This is a genomic window from Pseudomonas sp. G34 (genome assembly GCF_031119625.1).
Taxonomy (GTDB): Bacteria; Pseudomonadota; Gammaproteobacteria; order Pseudomonadales; family Pseudomonadaceae; genus Aquipseudomonas.
In genome coordinates, this window is sequence record NZ_JAVHZV010000007.1 from 326,442 (window position 1) to 342,753 (window position 16,312).

Genomic DNA, 16,312 nt, shown 5'->3' on the forward strand with positions numbered 1-16,312 from the left:
CCCTCATGAACGCGCCGGCCCGGCCTCGACCTGCTCGCGCAGCAATTGCAGGTAGCGGCGCGCGCCCAGCCCGAGCGGGCGGCTCTTGTACCAGATCACATCGACCCACAGGCGGATCTGGCTGGCCATGTTGTCGAACTTCACCGCGGCCAGCACACCCGAGTCGATCATCGGCTGCACCAGCGGATGGGGCAGGTAGGCCCAGCCCATGCCGGCCTGCACCAGGTCGAGGGTGGCCATGTAGCTGTCGGTCAGCCATACCCGGTGGGACAGCACGATCTGCGGCTCCGAGGCCTTGGGGTCGTCACTGGCCACCACGATCTGCCGGGTGTCGGCCATCTGCCCGGCGTCCAGCCGCTTGCCTTCACTGTCGAACGGATAGCCGGGCGCCGCCACTGCGGTGAGCAACTGGCTGCCGGCCTCGGCGAAGGCTTCGCGTTCGTCGATGCCGGGGCGCTCGAACATCAGTGCCACGTGCGCGCTGCCGTCATGAATCATGCGCACCGCATCGGTCTGCGTGGCCGAGCGGATCTCGATCTCCAGGGTCGGGAATTCCCGGGCCAGGGTGGTCAGTGGGCGACTCCAGGCGCCGGTCTGCAGCTCCGGTGCCATGGCCAGTACCAGCCGGCGCTCCAGGCCCTTGTGCAACTGCAGGGCGTGGGCGTCGAGCAGGTTCAGCTGGCTGGCCACCTGCCGGGCCTGGGGTTCCAGGGCGCGGGCGGCCGACGTGGGCAGCGCCTTGCGGGTCGAGCGGTCGAAGAGGATCAGGTCGAGCTCGGCCTCCAGTTGCGAGACCGCCATGTTTACCGCCGAGGGCACCCGGCCCAGGGCCCGGGCCGCCGCGGAAAACGAGCCGTGGTCGATAACGGCGAGAAATACCCGCAGCGATTCACTGGTGAAAACCATGGTTGTCAGTTTTCCTGATAATAGTTGTCTTTTTGTATCAGATTTATGCGCCTAGCATCCACTCCATCGAAACCTGTGCGGTGAGGTGGATATGTTCAAGACGATGGCCAACCAAGTGGCGTTGATCAGCGGTGCCGGCAGCGACAGCGGCATCGGCATGGCCATTGCGCGCCGGCTTGGCGCGACTGGCGTGAAGCTGATCGTGACGGCCAGCAGCGCGCGTATTGCCGAGCGGGTGGCCGAGCTGCGCGCCGCCGGCTTCCAAGCCGAAGGCCGAGCGGTCGACCTCACCGACGAAGCCCAGGTGCAGGCCTTCGTCGGCTGGGCCGAAGCGTGCTGGGGGCGGATCGACATCCTCGTCAACAACGCCGGCATGGCCATGCAGGGCAGCCCGGAGCCTTTCGTCGAGGTTGCCAGGATGAGCCTCGAGGTGTGGAACCTGTCCATCTCGCGCAACCTGACCACCGCCTTCCTGCTCACCCGCGCGGTGTTGCCGGGCATGCAACAGCGCGGTTATGGCCGGGTGGTGCACGTCAGCTCGGTAACCGGCACGCGGGTCGGCAATCCAGGGGAGGCCGGCTACAGCGCGGCCAAGGCCGGGATGCTCGGCCTCAACCTGTCGCTGGCGCTGGAGGTGGCCGGGCAGGGCATCACCGTCAACTCGGTAGCGCCGGGCTGGATCGCCACCGGCGCCAGCCAGCCGGAGGAACAGCGCGCCGCCGCCTATGTGCCGGTGGGCCGCGCGGGGCATCCCGAAGAGGTCGCTGCCGCAGTGGCCTTCCTGGCCTCGCCCGAGGCCAGCTACATCACCGGCGAGACGCTGACCATCGACGGTGGCAACAGCCTGATCGAAAACAAGGCGCCCTGGCAGGCCGTGTGAAAACTACTGCGCTCGGTCATGCGGCGTTGAAAATCGACTCAAAATGCTCATTTACCACTTGTAAACTGCGCTTTTTCGCCGATTTTCGCCTTGCCTGCCCTTCGCTCGCTACGTTTTCACACGGCCTGCTGCCAGCCCCTCTTTTTACCCTCTCAAGCGGCCTGCGGGCCGAGGAGTGAACCGATGCAACCCGTCGTTCTGATTACCGGTGCCCTGGGCGGCATCGGCGAGGCCATGTGCGAGCGTTTCACAGCGGGCGGCTGGGCGGTGTTCGGCACCGACCTGGACGCCAGCGCACTCGCCGCCCGGCAAGCCGAGGGCAAGCTGGCCGGCGCCCAGGCTGCCGACATCCGCAAGCCCGACGTCTGCCGCGAGGTGGTCGCCGCGGCGCTGGCCAGCCGCGGCCGCCTGGATGCCCTGGTCAACTGCGCCGGGGTATGGCGCGAGGGGCCGGTGGAGTCGTTCAGCGAAGCGGACTTCGACATCGTGCTGGACGTCAACCTCAAGGCCACCTTCTTCATGTGCTCGGCCAGCATCCCGGCGCTGCGCGAGAGCAAGGGCGCCATCGTCAACCTCTCCAGCGATGCCGGTCGCCAGGGCAATCGCAATGCCGCCGCGTACTGCGCCAGCAAGGGCGCGGTGACCCTGATGACCAAGGCCCTGGCGCTGGACCTGGCCCCCGCTGGGGTGCGCTGCAACAGCGTGTCACCGGGCGATGTGCAAACCCCGATGCTCAAGTTCCAGGCCGAGCGCTACGGCAATGGCGACCAGGCCGCCTATTACCAGGAGCTGCTGGCCAAGTACCCGCAAGGCGAAGCGGCGCGCTTCATCCAGCCCGGCGAAGTGGCCGACCTGGCGTTCTTTCTCTGCCAGAGCGGTGCGCGGTCGATCACCGGCGCCGACCTGGCCATCGACTGCGGTGTGTCGGCCGGCAACTGAGCGTTGCACCGACCCGTTTGACAACAACAGGAGCTTCCCATGTATCAGAGTGGCATCAACGATAAAGCCGTCGAAACCTTCGCCGCCGGTGAGCGCGAGCGTTTCCTGCAGCGCAACCCGAAATCCGTCAAGCTGGCCAAGCGTGCGCGCAAGTCGCTGTTCGGCGGCGTACCCATGCACTGGATGAGCGACTGGTCGATGCCCAGCTCGCTGTTCGTCAGCCATGCCAAGGGCGCGCGCTTCCATGATGTCGACGGCCACGCGTACATCGACTTCTGCCTGGGCGACACCGGCAGCATGTTCGGCCATTCGCCGGACCCTATCGCCAAGGCCATCGCCGAGCAGGGCGCCAACGGCCTGACCACCATGCTGCCTGGCGAAGACGCGATCATCGCTGGCGAACTGCTCGCCGAGCGTTTCGGCCTGCCGTTCTGGCAAGTGGCGACCACCGCCACCGACGCCAACCGTTTCGTGATTCGCTGGGCCCGTGCGATCACCAACCGCAAGGTGCTGCTGGTGTTCGACGGCTGCTACCACGGCACCGTCGACGACGTGATGGTGCGCTGCAAGGAAGGCCGCACGGTGCACCGCGGCGGCCTGATCGGCCAGGCGCGCAACCTCGCCAAGACCAGCCGCGCCGTGCCGTTCAACGATGTCGCGGCGCTGCAAGCGGCCCTCGCCCAGGGCGACGTGGCGGCGATTCTCTGTGAACCGGCGATGACCAACATTGGCATGGTGCTGCCCGAGCCGGGCTTCATGGACAAGGTTCGCGAGCTGAGCAAGCAGTACGGCAGCCTGCTGATCATCGACGAAACCCACACCATCTCCACCGGCCCCGGCGGCTGCACCCGCGCCTGGAACCTCAAGCCGGACTTCATCACCCTTGGCAAGCCGATTGCCGGCGGCGTGCCGTGCTCGGTGTACGGCTGCAGCCACGAGATGGCCCAGGCCATGCGCCTGGCCCAGCAGCACGCCAGCGAAACCAGCAGTGGCCATGGCCATAGCGGCATGGGCACCACGCTGTCGGCCAACGCCCTGGCCATGCACTGCATGCGGGTGAACCTGGAGCAGGTGATGACGCCTGCCGCCTACGAGCACATGCTGCCGCTGGCGGCACGCCTGGCTGCCGGGCTGCGCGGGCTGATCGGCAAGCATGGCCTGAACTGGTCGGTCACCGAGCTGGGCGCGCGCTGCGAATTCCAGTTCTGCGCCACCTCGCCGAAAACCGGTGCCGAGGCTGAAGCGGCCTTCCATGACAGCCTGCAGATGGCCTTGCACCTGTACCTGATCAACCGTGGCATTCTCATCACACCGTTCCACAACATGACCCTGTGCTGCCCGGACACCACCGCCGCCGACGTCGACACACTGCTCGCCACCCTCGATGAGGGGCTGAGCGAACTGCTGGCGATCCCCGGTGCCCGTGGCTGAGCCCTGATGTCGAGCGCCCGGCGTGATCCAGCGATCGCGCCGGTGTTTCCTGCAATCCCTTACGAGTACTGATCATGCAATTCGCCGACATTCAGGAAGCCCGCGACTTTCTCGCCGCCCATCCCGAGGTGCGCAGCATCGAGCTGATGCTGATCGACGCCAACGGCATTCCGCGCGGCAAGCTGCTGCACCGTGACGAGCTGCTGGCGATCTACCAGAACGGTCGCCCGCTGCCCAGCTCGATTCTGGCCCTCACCGTTCAGGGTGAAGACGTCGAAGCCACCGGCCTGGTCTGGGAAGTGGCGGACGCCGACTGCTGGACCTACCCGCTGCCCGGCAGCCTGACCCTGCAGCCCTGGCGCAGCACGCCCACCGGGCAGTTGCAGGTGAGCATGCACCCGACCCAGGGGCTGCCTGCCGCGCCCGCCGACCCGCGGCATGCGCTGGTGCGAGTGATCGAACGCCTCAAGGCCGACGGTTTGCATCCGGTGATGGCCGTGGAGCTAGAGTTCTATCTGCTCGACAAGCAGCGCGACGGCAACGGCCGCCCGCAACCGGCGGTGCAGATGAACGGCGTGCGCCCTGAAGCGCCGCAGGTGTATGGCGTGTACGAGCTGGAGCAGCTGCAGCCGTTCCTCGACGACCTCTATGCCGCTTGCGAGGCGCAGGGGCTGCCGGTACGCACGGCGATTTCCGAGTACGCACCGGGCCAGCTCGAGCTGACCCTGGAGCACCGCTTCGACGCGCTGCAGGCCGTCGACGAGGGCGTGCGCTACAAGCGCCTGGTCAAGGGCGTGGCCAACCGGCACGGCCTGCAGGCCTGCTTCATGGCCAAGCCGTTCGGCGACCTGGCCGGCAGCGGTATGCACCTGCACGTCAGCCTGGCCGACGAGCAGGGCAACAACCTGTACGCCAGTGAAGACCCCCAGGGCACGCCGCTGCTGCGCCACTCCATCGGCGGCATGATGGCCACGCTGCTCGATTCGCTGGCGATCTTCTGCCCCAACGCCAACTCGTTCCGCCGCTTCCAGGCCAACAGTTACGCGCCGCTGGCCAAGAGCTGGGGGGTGAACAACCGCACCGTGTCGTTCCGCGTGCCAGGTGGCCCGGCCGTCAGCCGCCATATCGAGCACCGCATCTGCGGCGCCGATGCCAACCCGTACCTGGCGGCCGCGGCAATTCTCGCCGGCATCCACCACGGTATTCGCGAACAGCTCGACCCGGGCGCCGCCATCGTCGGCAACGGCTACCAGCAGGCCACCGAGTTCCTGCCCACCGACTGGCTCACCGCGTTGCGCGCCCTGGAAGGATCGAGCTGGGCCCGCGAAGCCCTGGGCGAGGAATTCCTCAAGGTGTTCCTGGCGATCAAGAAAGCCGAGTACCGCCAGTTCATGGCCGAGGTCGGCGAGCAGGACTGGCGCTGGTACCTGAACCACGCCTGACCCCGATTATCCGGCGGCGATGATCGACGGGCTGTTCGCCAGCGCTAGAAGCTGGGGGGCAAGGGCAGGGCGGTGGTCGACTTGATCCGCTCCATGGCGAAGCTGGAGCTGACGTCGGCGATGCCGGGAATCTCGATCAGCCGCTTGTAGACGGCGTCGTAGCCTTCGATGTCCGGCACCACCACGCGCAGCAGGTAGTCGGTCACCCCGGCCAGCCGGTAGAAATCCACCACCTCGTCGATGGCTGCCACCTTGTGGTGGAACTGCTTGAGCCAGTCGGCGTTGTGCTGATTGGTGCGCACGAAGGCGAATACCGTGACCGGCACACCGACCTGGCGCGGCTCGAGCAGCGCCACCCGGGCGCGGATCACCTTGCTTTCCTCGAGCTTCTGGATGCGTCGCCAGCAGGCGGTGTTGCTCAGGCCCACGCGCTCGGCCAGCTCACCCAGCGCGAGGGTGCAGTCATGCTGCAGGAGACCAAGGATGGCGTGGTCGAACTTGTCCATGGGGGCTCTTCAGGGTGATTGAGCAATAAGCAAAGCACGCAAACGGCTAAGCATGAAATTATTTTCCGAAATCCTGGTGTTTAAAGAAACCTGGTTGCGTATTTGCCCGCAGGTGGCCGCCAAATATCAACCTGTTTCTGGCTTCCTTCTCTTAGCATATTCACTCTGGACCGCCGTCACCGGCGGCATCTCTTCGATCTGCAAGGCCGTATCCCATGACAGAGCGCTATTTCGACTATGCCGCCACCACCCCCATCGACGATGCCGTGATCCAGGACATGCTGGCCCATATGGGGCGCGAGAGCACCTTTGGCAATCCGGCATCGGCCTCCCATTCGTTCGGCCAGGGCGCACGCCGCGCCGTGGAAAAGGCGCGCCGGCAAGTCGCCGAGCTGGTGGGTACCAGCGCCGACAACCTGGTGTGGACATCCGGTGCGACCGAATCCAACAACCTGGCGCTCAAGGGCCTGGCTGCCGCGGCGCAGGGGCGCCGGCACATCGTTACCAGCAGCCTGGAACACAAGGCCGTGCTGGATACCGCCCGGCAGCTGGAGCGCGACGGCTTCGAGGTGACCTGGCTGCAACCGGACGCCGAGGGCCTGATCCAGCCCGAGGCCGTGGCGGCGGCGCTGCGTGACGACACCCTGGTCGTGTCGCTGATGCGCGTCAACAATGAGCTGGGCACCCTCACCGATATCGCCGCGATTGGCGAACGGGTGCGTCAGCGTGGTGCGCTGTTTCATGTGGACGCCGCCCAGGCCACCGGCAAGGTGGCGATCGACCTGGCGGGCCTGGCGGTGGACCTGATGTCATTTTCCGCCCACAAGAGCTACGGCCCCAAAGGCATCGGCGCGCTTTACGTGGGTGAGCGCGCGCGCCCACTCATGCAGGCACAGATCCACGGCGGCGGGCATGAGCAGGGGCTGCGCTCGGGCACCCTGGCCACCCACCAGATCGTCGGCATGGGCAGCGCGTTCGCCCTGGCCGGCGAGCTGATGGGCGAGGAGAACCAGCGTATCGCCGGGCTTGGCGCGCAGCTTCGCGAAGGCCTGCTGAGCCTGCCGGGCGTGCGCCTCAATGGGTGTGCCCGGCAGCGCGTGCCGCACACGCTCAACCTGTGCATCGACCACCCCTTCTTCAATGTCCAGGGCCTGGGCCGCAGCCTGGCGTTCTCCTCCACGTCGGCGTGCAATTCGGCCAGCCGCGCCCCATCGCACGTGCTGCTGGCGCTGGGGCTGGACGCTACCCAGGCGTACAGCAGCATCCGCCTGAGCCTGGGGCGCTACACCACCCTCGCGGATGTCGAAGCGGCCATCGAGGCCGTTCGCCAGTGTCTGCCGCAGTGAGCGAGCACTGTGGCGGAGTCTAGCCGCCGGGGTCGGGGCAGTTCTCGAAAGCGTCCGTTGACGGGGCGTAGAGCATGGCAGCAGCGCCATCTAGCAGCATGTCGGTGAAACCGTCGGCATTTACATCGGCGAAGTGCACGTTGGTTTTGGTGCTCAGTTGGCAGAACGTCCTGCCGCGTATGGCCAGCACGTTGAAGTCTTCACTGCCACCGCTCCAGAGCCACTGCTCGCTGAGGTCATAGTGGTGCTTGTAGTAGCTGTGCTTCAGCGTGGGAATCGCCTGCACCATCAGGCCCAGACACGCCAGCAGGCCGACGAGCCGGTACTTGCGCGCTGCCCCGGTGGGCCGGGGCTCGTGGCGAACCATGCCAATCAGGAACAGCACCAGGGCCGGCAGCACCACCAGCAGCGTGCCGGCGACCAGCAGCGCCAGGTAAGCCAGTTCTTCGTCCTGCAGGTAGAAGGCCGAAAGGCTGTCGAGATAGAGAAACACACTTGTCAGCACGTACAGGCCAACCAGCAGCAGGTACCGCGCGTTCCGTTTGAACATGGCTTTCCTTGTCGCTGTCCGGGGGGAGGGCAGTTAACACCGGCCGACGCCATTCACGAAGTCTTTTTAGCCGGTAGCCGATCTGCCATGTCGCAGACACGTGCGACGCATTGGCGCAGGTGAATCCATAGGCCCATATCGAGTAGCCTTGCGCATCTGTTTTCGCAGCGGCGCTAGGAGTCGACATTGAGTCACAAGAGTAAAGCGATTCTCTGGGGCAGCGTGGGCCTGAGCCTGTTGCTGCTGGTTGTCGCGCTGCGGCTGTTCTTCGTCTGGGCGACCACCTTGCCGCTCGATGCGCCGGTGCGCCTCGATCAGGGCGAAACCGTCGAGTTGCCGGTCAAGGTGCGTACGCTGGAGTTCGACACCCTGGCGGTGGTGTTCTCTACGGGCGAGCTGCCGCTGTTCACGGTGCGCAAGCTGTCTGGCGGGCCGATCTGGGAGAACGAGCAGTGGGTCGAATACCCACCGGCGCCGATGACCCTGGCGTGGAAACTGTTCACCCCGGCCGGCGAGCTGGTGTCCGAAGGGCAGGGCTCGGTGGCTGACGAACTCACCAGCTATGGCCGCGACGAAATCACCCGCGCCGTGGCGCGCATTCCCCTGCAGCCTGGTGATTACCAATTGCAGGTGAAGGCGCTGACGCCGGATGCACGCTTCGGCGAAGTGAAAACGCGCCTGGTATTCGTGGCCGCGGGCAAGGGCCAGACCTGGGAGAGCGGCGTGGCCTTGTGGGGCTCGATCATTTCCGGGGTGCTGCTGATTCCGCTGGTGATCATCTGCGGCCTGTTGACCCTGCACCACTTCGTGCGCTGGCGCTACGGCGCGCCCGCGGCGGACTGAACCGCTAGCGGGCGGCCATGGCGCCGCTCGCCTCACAACCTGTTCACGATCCTTATGTGCCTGAAGTGGCAGGTACAAAGCAGAAGCGGCCTGTCGTAGGGTGGACGACGCTTCATCCGTCCACCGCTCTGCGATCGCAATGGTGGATGAAAAGAGCGTCATCCACCCTACATAGAGAACGGCCGCTCCCGCCACTTTGTTGCCGAAATCACCGAACCTGGACCGAAGGATCATGAACAGGTTCTCAGAACCTGTTGCTCACATCGGTGGCCAGCAGCGCCTGCTCGAAGCGCTCGAGAAACACCGCTTCGGCATGGGTGCGCTTCTGGTCGCGGTTCCACAGCAGGTACACGTTCACATCGATCACCCCCTCCGCCGGTGGCAGGCGCCACACTTCGCCGGCCTGCACGTCCTTGGCGACGACATGTTCGGGCAGGCAGCCGATGCCGTAGCCGGCTGCCACCAGGCGGCGGATCTCGTCGAGGCTCGACGAAGAGGCGACGATACGCCCGGTGAAGCCCTGCTGGTCGCGGAAAATGGTCAGCGGTGACAGGTTGCCGCCGATCTGGTCGCTGGTGAAACTCACGAAGTTCTCGCTTTTCAGGTCCGCCAGCTTCAGGTGTTTGCGGCCGAACAAGGCGTGGCGCTTGCCGCAGAAGAACGCGTAGCGCTGCTCGAGCATCACCCGTTGCTCAAGGCGTGGCTGCGGCGTGCGGCACAGGCTCAGGCCGAAGGATGCGGTCTTCTGCAGCAGCGCGCTGACCACGTCGGAGCTGCGCAACACATCGAACTCGAATTCGACCCGCGGGTAGTCGACGTGGAAGTTGGCCAGGAAGTCGTCGTAGAAGCGCGACTCGATACGGCTGATCATCAGGATGCGGATCTTGCCGGCGACGGTTTCCTCCGGCGCGTCGAGTGCCGGGCCCAGGCGCGATACCGTGCCGTACAGCTCGGCGGCGATCTGCATGACTTCCTCGCCAGCCTTGGACAGCGCGATGCGCGGCCCGCTGCGGATCACCAGGGCGCTTTCCAACTGCTCCTCGAGGCGCTTGAGCGCCTGACTCACCGCCGGCTGGCTCAGGTGCAGGCGCGCCGCAGCGCGGCTGATGCTGCCTTCCTGGCCGATCACCAGGAAGGTACGCAAGAGGTTCCAGTCCAGCCGGTCATTGAGAAAACGGCGCGCTTCGGCGTGACGGTAACCCGCGTTCATAGGCGTTTAAGTATCCGTTTTACTTATACTTGAGTATTGATATTAGAAGCTTTGCTTAGCATAGGGGTGGGGGCATGATCTGGCAATGCACCGCCAGAGTGCGACCGATCCCACCTGGGATGTGCTTTTTCTCCTGCCTATAAAAACCAATCCGGGAGCCTGCGATGACCACCCCTACCTCCACGCCGCGTCGTGCCGCGGCGGCCGCCTTCATCGGCACCACCATCGAGTTCTACGACTTCTACATCTATGCCTTCGCCGCCGCCCTGGTGCTCGGGCAGCTGTTCTTCCCCAGCGACAACGCGGTGCTGAGCACCATGGCGGCCTTCGCCACCTTCGCCGTCGGCTTCATCGCCCGGCCGTTCGCCGGCGTGGTGTTCGGCCACCTCGGTGACCGCCTGGGGCGCAAGAAGATGTTGCTGTTCACCATGGTGCTGATGGGCGTGGCCACCACCTGCATCGGCCTGCTGCCGACCTATGCCCAGGCCGGCATCTGGGGGCCGATCGGCCTGGTGGCGCTGCGTTTCCTGCAGGGCATCTCGGTGGGCGGCGAGTGGGGCGGGGCGGTGCTGATGGCCAGCGAACACGCGCCCAAGGGCCGCAAGGTGTTCTTCGCGTCGTTCGCCCAACTGGGCAGCCCGGCGGGCCTGCTGCTGGCACTGATCGCTTTTCGCGCCATCAGCGAGATGGATCAGCAGGCGTTGATGAGCTGGGGCTGGCGCGTGCCGTTCCTGCTCAGTGGCGTGCTGATGCTGGTGGGCCTGGCGATTCGCTTCGGGGTGCCCGAGTCGCCGGAATTCGCCAAGGTCAAGGAGCAGAAGCAGACCTCCGAGAGCCCGGTCAGGGACGTGCTGCGCCACAACTGGCGGCAGATCCTGTTCGCCGCCGCCGCGGTGACCATCGGCTCGGGCGGCTTCTTCTTCACCAACACCTTCATGATCACCTACGTGACCCAGTACCAGGGCATCTCCAAGTCGACCATTCTCGACTGCCTGTTCCTGGTCACCATCCTGCAGTTCCTCTCCCAGCCGTGTTCGGCGCTGCTGGCCGAGCGCTTCGGCGAGGGGCGCTTCCTGAAGTGGGTGGCGGCGCTGTGCATGCTGGTGCCGTACCCGATGTTCCTGCTCGTGCAGACCGGCAACCTGGTCTACATGACCGCCGGCATCGCCCTGGCCGTGCTGCTGCTGGCGGCGCTGTATTCGGCGATCGCCGGGTACATGGCCGAGGCCTTTTCGGCCCAGGTGCGCTACTCGGGCATTTCCATCGCCTATCAGCTGGGCAGTGGCCTGACCGGCGGCCTCACGCCGCTGATCGGCACTTACCTGGCCGGGCAGTTCGCCGGCCAGTGGCTGCCACTGGCGCTGTTCTTCAGCGGGCTGGCGCTGATGTCGCTGGTCGGCGTGATCGGCCTGGCTCACCTGCGGGATAAAGAGCGCCATACCCTGAGCCCGTGCCACCCGGAGGCCGTGACCTTATGAGCAAACCCGAGATCATCAGCGATGCCGAATGGCAGGCGCGTTGCGACCTGGCCGCCCTGTACCGGCTGGTCGCCTATTACCGCATGACCGACCTGATCGACACCCACATCACCCTGCGGGTGCCAGGGCCCGAGCATCACTTCCTGATCAACCGCTACGGCGTGGCGTTCGAGAAGATGCGTGCCAGCGACCTGGTGCTGATCGACCTGCAGGGCAATGTGGTGGATCGCCTGGGCGGCGAGCGGCGGGTCAACGCTGCCGGTTTCGTCATCCATTCGGCGATCCACGAAGCCCGCCCGGACATGTGCTGCATCGTGCACACCCATACCGCCGCCGGCATGGCCGTGGCGGCCCAGCGCGATGGCCTGCTGCCGCTGACCCAACATGCGCTGAAGTTCCATGGCCACCTGGCGTACCACAGCTATGAAGGCATCGCCCTGTCGCTCGAAGAGCGCGTGCGTCTGGTGGCGGACCTGGGCAGCCACAAGGCGATGATTCTGCGCAACCACGGCCTGCTGGCCGGCGGGCAGAGCGTGGCCCATGCCTTTCACGAGATCTATTTCCTGGAGCGCGCCTGCCAGGCGCAGATCCAGGCGATGTCGGCAGGCGTGGCGCTGAATATCCCCAGTGAGGAAGTCTGTCGGCATACCGCGGCGCAGTTCGCCCGCGATGGCATCGACAGCATCATCGACCTGGCCTGGCAGGCCGCCCTGAGCCTGATCGAGGAGCAGCGCGATGACTGGTGCCGCTGAACCCGTGCCCAGCGTCGTGCTGCTGTGCCGCGAACGGCCGCTCGAGGACTGGCTCGCCGAGGTATTCGCCCGCCACGCACCCGAGCTCAAGGTGCTGCGCCCGCATGAACCGGGCGCCGAGCGAGCCGCGGTGGCCGCCTGCTGGTACCCCGCCGAGGGCAGCCTGGGCCGTTTGCCGGCCCTGCGGCTGATCCACTCGATTGGCTCGGGCGTCGACCACCTCGAACATGATCGCTCCAGGCCTGCGGGGCTGCCCATTTGCCGGGTGGTCGACCCCGACCACTCACGGGGCATGGCCGAGTACGTGCACTGGGGCGTGCTGCATTTTCACCGCGGTTTCGACCAGGTGTTCAATGGCCGCGCGAGCCAGCGATGGCAGCGACCGCTGCAGCGCGCCGCGCGGGATTTTCGGGTCGGCGTGATGGGCCTGGGCGCCATCGGCACGCCGGTGGCCGCGCGCCTGGCCGAGGCCGGTTATGCGCTGCGGGGCTGGGCGCGCACACCCCGCGAACTGGAGGGCATCGCCACCTTTGCCGGTGTCCAGGCGTTGCCCGGCTTTCTCGATGGCCTCGACCTGCTGGTCAACCTGTTGCCGCTGACCGCCACCACGCGCGGTCTGCTCAGCAGCGATGTGTTCGCGCATATGGCCGAGGGCGCCACGCTGATCAACTGTGGCCGTGGTGAGCATCTGGTCGAGGCCGATCTGCTCGACGCGCTGGCCAGCGGCCAACTGCGCGGCGCGCTGCTGGATGTGTTCGCTGAGGAGCCCCTGCAGCGCGACTCGCCACTGTGGCAGGCGCCCGGCGTGTGGGTCACGCCGCATATGGCGTCTGCGGCATCCGATGCCTGCATCGCCCGGCAGATCGCCGACAACCTGCAGCGCCTGCAGGCCGGCCTGCTGCTGAACCATCAAGTCGATCCCGGACTGGGTTACTGAATCGCCGACGGGCGCGCGCCCGTCGGCCACGACTACGGATAATCGCCATGAAAACCTTTTTCCATCCTCAGCAACGCCTGCATCACCCGCGCAGCTACCTGTCCCGCGGGCAGATGCGTGAGCCCCAGGAAATTCCGGCGCGCATCGACCCGCTGCTGGCCATGGCCCGCCAGCTCGGTTTCACGGTCAGCGAACCGGCGGATCACGGCCTCGCGCCGCTGCGCGCGGTGCACAGCGACGCTTATCTGGACTACCTGCAAAGCGCCTACGCCCAGTGGCACGAGGTCGACGAGGACTGGGGCGACGAGGTGATGTCGAACATCTTCATCCGCGAGAACAACCCGCTGCGCGGCATTCTCGGCAAAACCGCGCGCTACCTGGCCGACGGCAGTTGCCCGATTGGCGAGCACACCTGGACGGCTGCTTACTGGTCGGCCCAGGCCGCCGTTGCCGCCGCCCTGGCGGTGCGCGATGGCGAGCCCCAGGCCTATGCGCTGTGTCGCCCGCCGGGCCACCACGCGCGGGCCGAGGCGGCCGGCGGCTTCTGCTTTCTCAACAATGCGGCGATTGCCGCCCAGGTGCTGCGCGCCAGTTTTGAGCGCGTCACCATCCTCGACACCGACATGCACCATGGCCAGGGCATCCAGGAGATCTTCTACGAGCGCGATGACGTGCAGTACGTTTCCATCCATGGCGACCCGACCAATTTCTACCCGGTGGTGGCCGGCTTCGATGACGAGCGCGGCGCGGCTGCCGGCCTGGGCTACAACCTCAACCTGCCGATGCCCCATGGCGCCAGCGAGGCGGATTTTTTCAGCTACCTGAGCCAGGCCGAGCAGGCGATCATCGCCTTCGCGCCGCAGGTGCTGGTGCTGTCGCTGGGCTTCGATATCTACGAGGACGACCCGCAGTCCAAGGTCGCGGTCAGCCATGCCGGTTTCGAGCAACTGGGCCGTCGCATCCGCGCTCTTGGCCTGCCGTGCGTGGTGGTGCAGGAGGGCGGTTACGACATCGCCACCCTCGACGAAAACGCTGCGCGGTTCTTCAAGGGCTTGCTGGGCTAGTCAGGCAGAACGGCGTCATGCGCGTATTCGCAGTGGCGCCTGCCTCGCATGATCCGGCGGGGCCGGCAACGGCGGATCTTTCAGGATATTTCCGCCCGGAAATGGAGGTGAACTAACGTTCTCGTCGCGCAATCTTCCCCTATGCGCAGTCAGCGCGAGCCTGACCGGCCGGTGCCTTCGCCGGCTGTCCGCACCGCAATCGCTGAACGATAACGTTAAGGAGCCACCGTGACCGTTACCACTCACCCCGACTACCGATACAGGCCAGGGCCGCTGCACGCGATGCTGCTGGCCGGCACCGTTCCGCTGTTCATCGGCGCGCTGCTGAGCGATATCGCCTACCAGAACAGCTTCCAGATCCAGTGGGCCAACTTCGCGGCCTGGCTGATCGCCGGCGGGCTGCTGTTCGCCGGTTTGGCGCTGCTGTTCGCCCTGGCCAACCTGATCGGTGCCGAGCGCAAGGCCGGTCGCCCGGTGCTGTATTTCCTGCTGCTGCTGGTCACCTGGGTGCTCGGGCTGATCAACGCCTTCGAACACGCCAAGGACGCCTGGGCGATGATGCCTACCGGCCTGGTGCTGTCGGCCATCGTCGCCGTGCTGGCGGTGATCACCGCCTGGCTGGGCCTGAGCAACCTGCGTTCGGGAGGTGAGCGATGAGAACTGCAGGCACACTGACGACCCTGAGCATGGCGCTGCTGCTCGGCGCCTGTGGCGGCGAAGCGGACTCCACCCTCGAGCGTGGTCCCGACCCCAAGCTGCCGGAACCGCAACGCGGCCTGTTGCCGAGCATGAAGATCGCCGAGCCGGCGGAGTGGGGCGATAAAGTACCTACCGTACCGGACGGCTTCAGCATCACCGCGATCGCCACCGACCTGAAGATTCCCCGCCAGACCCTGGTGCTGCCCAATGGCGACATCCTGGTGGCCGAAGGGCGTGGCGGCAACGCCGCCAAGCTCAAGCCCAAGGACGTGATCGCCAGCTACATCAAGGCCCAGGGCAATACCAAGGTCAAAGGCGGCAACCGCCTGACCCTGCTGCGCGACGCCGACGGTGACGGCAGCTACGAGACCCAGACGGTATTCGCCGAAAACCTCAATGCGCCCTACGGTCTGGCCTTCCACGAGGGCAACCTGTACGTGGCCAACCAGGACGCCGTGGTGCGCTTCGACTACCAGGACGGTCAGACCCAGGCCAGCGCCGCGCCGACCAAGGTCACCGACCTGCCGAAGGAGATCAACCACCACTGGACCAAGGCGATGACCATCAGCCCCGATGGTCGTTACCTGTATGTCGGCATCGGCTCGAACAGCAACATCGGCGAGCGCGGCATGGAGGTCGAGGCCGACCGCGCGATGGTCTGGCAGATCGACGCTGCGAGCGGCATGCACAAGCCCTATGCGACCGGCCTGCGCAACCCGACCGCGCTGACCATCCAGCCGGAAACCGGCCAGCTGTGGGCGGTGGTCAACGAGCGTGACGAGCTGGGCCCGGATCTGGTGCCCGACTACCTGACCTCGGTGCAGGAGGGCAAGTTCTACGGCTGGCCCTACGCCTACTGGGGCCCGAATGCCGACACCCGGGTGCAGCCGCACAAGCCGGAAATGGTCGACATCAGCATCAAGCCGGACTACGCCCTTGGCTCCCACGTGGCGGCGCTGGGCGTCGACTTTTCCATCCCGGAGATGGGCGAGCAGTTCGCCAACGGCGTGTTCGTCGGTGAGCACGGCAGCTGGAACCGCGACAACCCGGTGGGCTACAAGGTGATCTTCGTGCCGTTCGCCGACGGCCGCCCGGCCGGCGAGCCCGTCGACTTCGCCACCGGTTTTCGCGGCGATGACGGCAAGACCCGTGGCCGCCCGGTGGGCGTGACGGTCGACCCGAAAGGTGCACTGATCATCGCCGATGACCTGTCCAATACGGTCTGGCGTGTGACGCGCGACCAGTGATCCAGACGTCTCGGGGCGGGCAGCCGCCCCGAGACGCTGCGGTTGTCGGGCGCTGATCATCCCAGCCGGCGCCCGGTACCGC

Annotated in this window: 16 protein-coding genes; 12 read left to right on the forward strand and 4 right to left on the reverse strand. The window is 66.2% G+C overall.

What is annotated here, in order from left to right; all coding sequences use genetic code 11:
* Positions 1 to 3 precede the first annotated feature (3 nt).
* Complete coding sequence (locus QYS36_RS05175; RefSeq protein ID WP_308838480.1) at positions 4 to 906, reverse strand: LysR family transcriptional regulator; 903 nt, start codon at positions 904 to 906, stop codon at positions 4 to 6.
* Between the two features lie 91 nt (positions 907 to 997).
* Here QYS36_RS05175 and QYS36_RS05180 point away from each other — a divergent pair, with 91 nt between their 5' ends.
* The 4 genes from QYS36_RS05180 (at position 998) to QYS36_RS05195 (ending at position 5,598) form a co-directional block, all read left to right on the forward strand.
* Positions 998 to 1,786, forward strand: a complete 789-nt coding sequence (locus QYS36_RS05180; RefSeq protein WP_308838481.1) for an SDR family NAD(P)-dependent oxidoreductase — start codon at positions 998 to 1,000, stop codon at positions 1,784 to 1,786.
* A 183-nt stretch (positions 1,787 to 1,969) separates the two neighbouring features.
* A complete protein-coding gene (locus QYS36_RS05185; protein WP_308838482.1) occupies positions 1,970 to 2,725 on the forward strand; it encodes an SDR family oxidoreductase in 756 nt (251 codons plus the stop codon).
* 39 nt (positions 2,726 to 2,764) lie between these two features.
* Positions 2,765 to 4,156 carry an aspartate aminotransferase family protein gene (locus tag QYS36_RS05190; RefSeq protein ID WP_308838483.1) on the forward strand — a complete coding sequence of 464 codons (1,392 nt, stop codon included), beginning with the start codon at positions 2,765 to 2,767 and terminating at the stop codon, positions 4,154 to 4,156.
* Positions 4,157 to 4,230: 74 nt separating this feature from the next.
* Positions 4,231 to 5,598, forward strand: a complete 1,368-nt coding sequence (locus QYS36_RS05195; protein ID WP_308838484.1) for a glutamine synthetase family protein — start codon at positions 4,231 to 4,233, stop codon at positions 5,596 to 5,598.
* Positions 5,599 to 5,642: 44 nt separating this feature from the next.
* Here QYS36_RS05195 and QYS36_RS05200 read toward each other — a convergent pair whose 3' ends face one another.
* A complete protein-coding gene (locus QYS36_RS05200; protein WP_308838485.1) occupies positions 5,643 to 6,104 on the reverse strand; it encodes an Lrp/AsnC family transcriptional regulator in 462 nt (153 codons plus the stop codon).
* Between the two features lie 215 nt (positions 6,105 to 6,319).
* Between QYS36_RS05200 and QYS36_RS05205 the strand changes: the two genes are divergently transcribed.
* Complete coding sequence (locus QYS36_RS05205; RefSeq protein WP_308838486.1) at positions 6,320 to 7,450, forward strand: aminotransferase class V-fold PLP-dependent enzyme; 1,131 nt, start codon at positions 6,320 to 6,322, stop codon at positions 7,448 to 7,450.
* A 19-nt stretch (positions 7,451 to 7,469) separates the two neighbouring features.
* Here the strand turns inward: QYS36_RS05205 and QYS36_RS05210 are convergent, their stop codons facing one another.
* Positions 7,470 to 8,000, reverse strand: coding sequence for a hypothetical protein (locus tag QYS36_RS05210; protein WP_308838487.1), 531 nt, complete (start codon positions 7,998 to 8,000; stop codon positions 7,470 to 7,472).
* 186 nt (positions 8,001 to 8,186) lie between these two features.
* On the opposite strand from QYS36_RS05210, the gene QYS36_RS05215 reads away from it, so the two are divergent.
* A complete protein-coding gene (locus tag QYS36_RS05215; protein ID WP_308838488.1) occupies positions 8,187 to 8,843 on the forward strand; it encodes a hypothetical protein in 657 nt (218 codons plus the stop codon).
* Between the two features lie 244 nt (positions 8,844 to 9,087).
* Here the strand turns inward: QYS36_RS05215 and QYS36_RS05220 are convergent, their stop codons facing one another.
* Positions 9,088 to 10,053, reverse strand: coding sequence for a LysR family transcriptional regulator (locus QYS36_RS05220; RefSeq protein ID WP_308838489.1), 966 nt, complete (start codon positions 10,051 to 10,053; stop codon positions 9,088 to 9,090).
* A gap of 164 nt (positions 10,054 to 10,217) precedes the next feature.
* Here QYS36_RS05220 and QYS36_RS05225 point away from each other — a divergent pair, with 164 nt between their 5' ends.
* From QYS36_RS05225 to QYS36_RS05250, 6 genes are all read left to right on the forward strand, one after another.
* Positions 10,218 to 11,531, forward strand: a complete 1,314-nt coding sequence (locus tag QYS36_RS05225) for an MFS transporter (protein WP_308838490.1) — start codon at positions 10,218 to 10,220, stop codon at positions 11,529 to 11,531.
* Positions 11,528 to 12,283, forward strand: coding sequence for a class II aldolase/adducin family protein (locus QYS36_RS05230; RefSeq protein WP_308838491.1), 756 nt, complete (start codon positions 11,528 to 11,530; stop codon positions 12,281 to 12,283). The genes QYS36_RS05225 and QYS36_RS05230 overlap by 4 nt, the downstream gene beginning before the upstream one ends.
* Entirely contained in the window at positions 12,267 to 13,220 is a 954-nt protein-coding gene (locus QYS36_RS05235; RefSeq protein WP_308838492.1) for a glyoxylate/hydroxypyruvate reductase A, read from the forward strand. Before QYS36_RS05230 ends, QYS36_RS05235 begins: the two co-directional genes overlap by 17 nt.
* Before the next feature lie 47 nt (positions 13,221 to 13,267).
* Positions 13,268 to 14,284, forward strand: coding sequence for a histone deacetylase family protein (locus QYS36_RS05240; RefSeq protein ID WP_308838493.1), 1,017 nt, complete (start codon positions 13,268 to 13,270; stop codon positions 14,282 to 14,284).
* A gap of 228 nt (positions 14,285 to 14,512) precedes the next feature.
* Positions 14,513 to 14,941 (forward strand): DUF2231 domain-containing protein, encoded by a 429-nt coding sequence (locus QYS36_RS05245; protein ID WP_308838494.1) that lies wholly within the window; start codon positions 14,513 to 14,515, stop codon positions 14,939 to 14,941.
* The gene (locus QYS36_RS05250; RefSeq protein WP_308838495.1) at positions 14,938 to 16,230 is read left to right on the forward strand and encodes a sorbosone dehydrogenase family protein; all 1,293 of its coding nucleotides are present in this window, start codon (positions 14,938 to 14,940) and stop codon (positions 16,228 to 16,230) included. Before QYS36_RS05245 ends, QYS36_RS05250 begins: the two co-directional genes overlap by 4 nt.
* Positions 16,231 to 16,312: the final 82 nt, after the last annotated feature.

Coding starts and splice junctions, on each gene's coding strand:
- QYS36_RS05200 (WP_308838485.1), bottom strand. CDS start 6,104: ATGGACAAGTTCGACCACGCCATCCTTGGTCTCCTGCAGCATGACTGC.
- QYS36_RS05205 (WP_308838486.1), top strand. CDS start 6,320: ATGACAGAGCGCTATTTCGACTATGCCGCCACCACCCCCATCGACGAT.
- QYS36_RS05250 (WP_308838495.1), top strand. CDS start 14,938: ATGAGAACTGCAGGCACACTGACGACCCTGAGCATGGCGCTGCTGCTC.
- QYS36_RS05235 (WP_308838492.1), top strand. CDS start 12,267: ATGACTGGTGCCGCTGAACCCGTGCCCAGCGTCGTGCTGCTGTGCCGC.
- QYS36_RS05240 (WP_308838493.1), top strand. CDS start 13,268: ATGAAAACCTTTTTCCATCCTCAGCAACGCCTGCATCACCCGCGCAGC.
- QYS36_RS05210 (WP_308838487.1), bottom strand. CDS start 8,000: ATGTTCAAACGGAACGCGCGGTACCTGCTGCTGGTTGGCCTGTACGTG.
- QYS36_RS05230 (WP_308838491.1), top strand. CDS start 11,528: ATGAGCAAACCCGAGATCATCAGCGATGCCGAATGGCAGGCGCGTTGC.
- QYS36_RS05190 (WP_308838483.1), top strand. CDS start 2,765: ATGTATCAGAGTGGCATCAACGATAAAGCCGTCGAAACCTTCGCCGCC.
- QYS36_RS05225 (WP_308838490.1), top strand. CDS start 10,218: ATGACCACCCCTACCTCCACGCCGCGTCGTGCCGCGGCGGCCGCCTTC.
- QYS36_RS05195 (WP_308838484.1), top strand. CDS start 4,231: ATGCAATTCGCCGACATTCAGGAAGCCCGCGACTTTCTCGCCGCCCAT.
- QYS36_RS05175 (WP_308838480.1), bottom strand. CDS start 906: ATGGTTTTCACCAGTGAATCGCTGCGGGTATTTCTCGCCGTTATCGAC.
- QYS36_RS05220 (WP_308838489.1), bottom strand. CDS start 10,053: ATGAACGCGGGTTACCGTCACGCCGAAGCGCGCCGTTTTCTCAATGAC.
- QYS36_RS05185 (WP_308838482.1), top strand. CDS start 1,970: ATGCAACCCGTCGTTCTGATTACCGGTGCCCTGGGCGGCATCGGCGAG.
- QYS36_RS05180 (WP_308838481.1), top strand. CDS start 998: ATGTTCAAGACGATGGCCAACCAAGTGGCGTTGATCAGCGGTGCCGGC.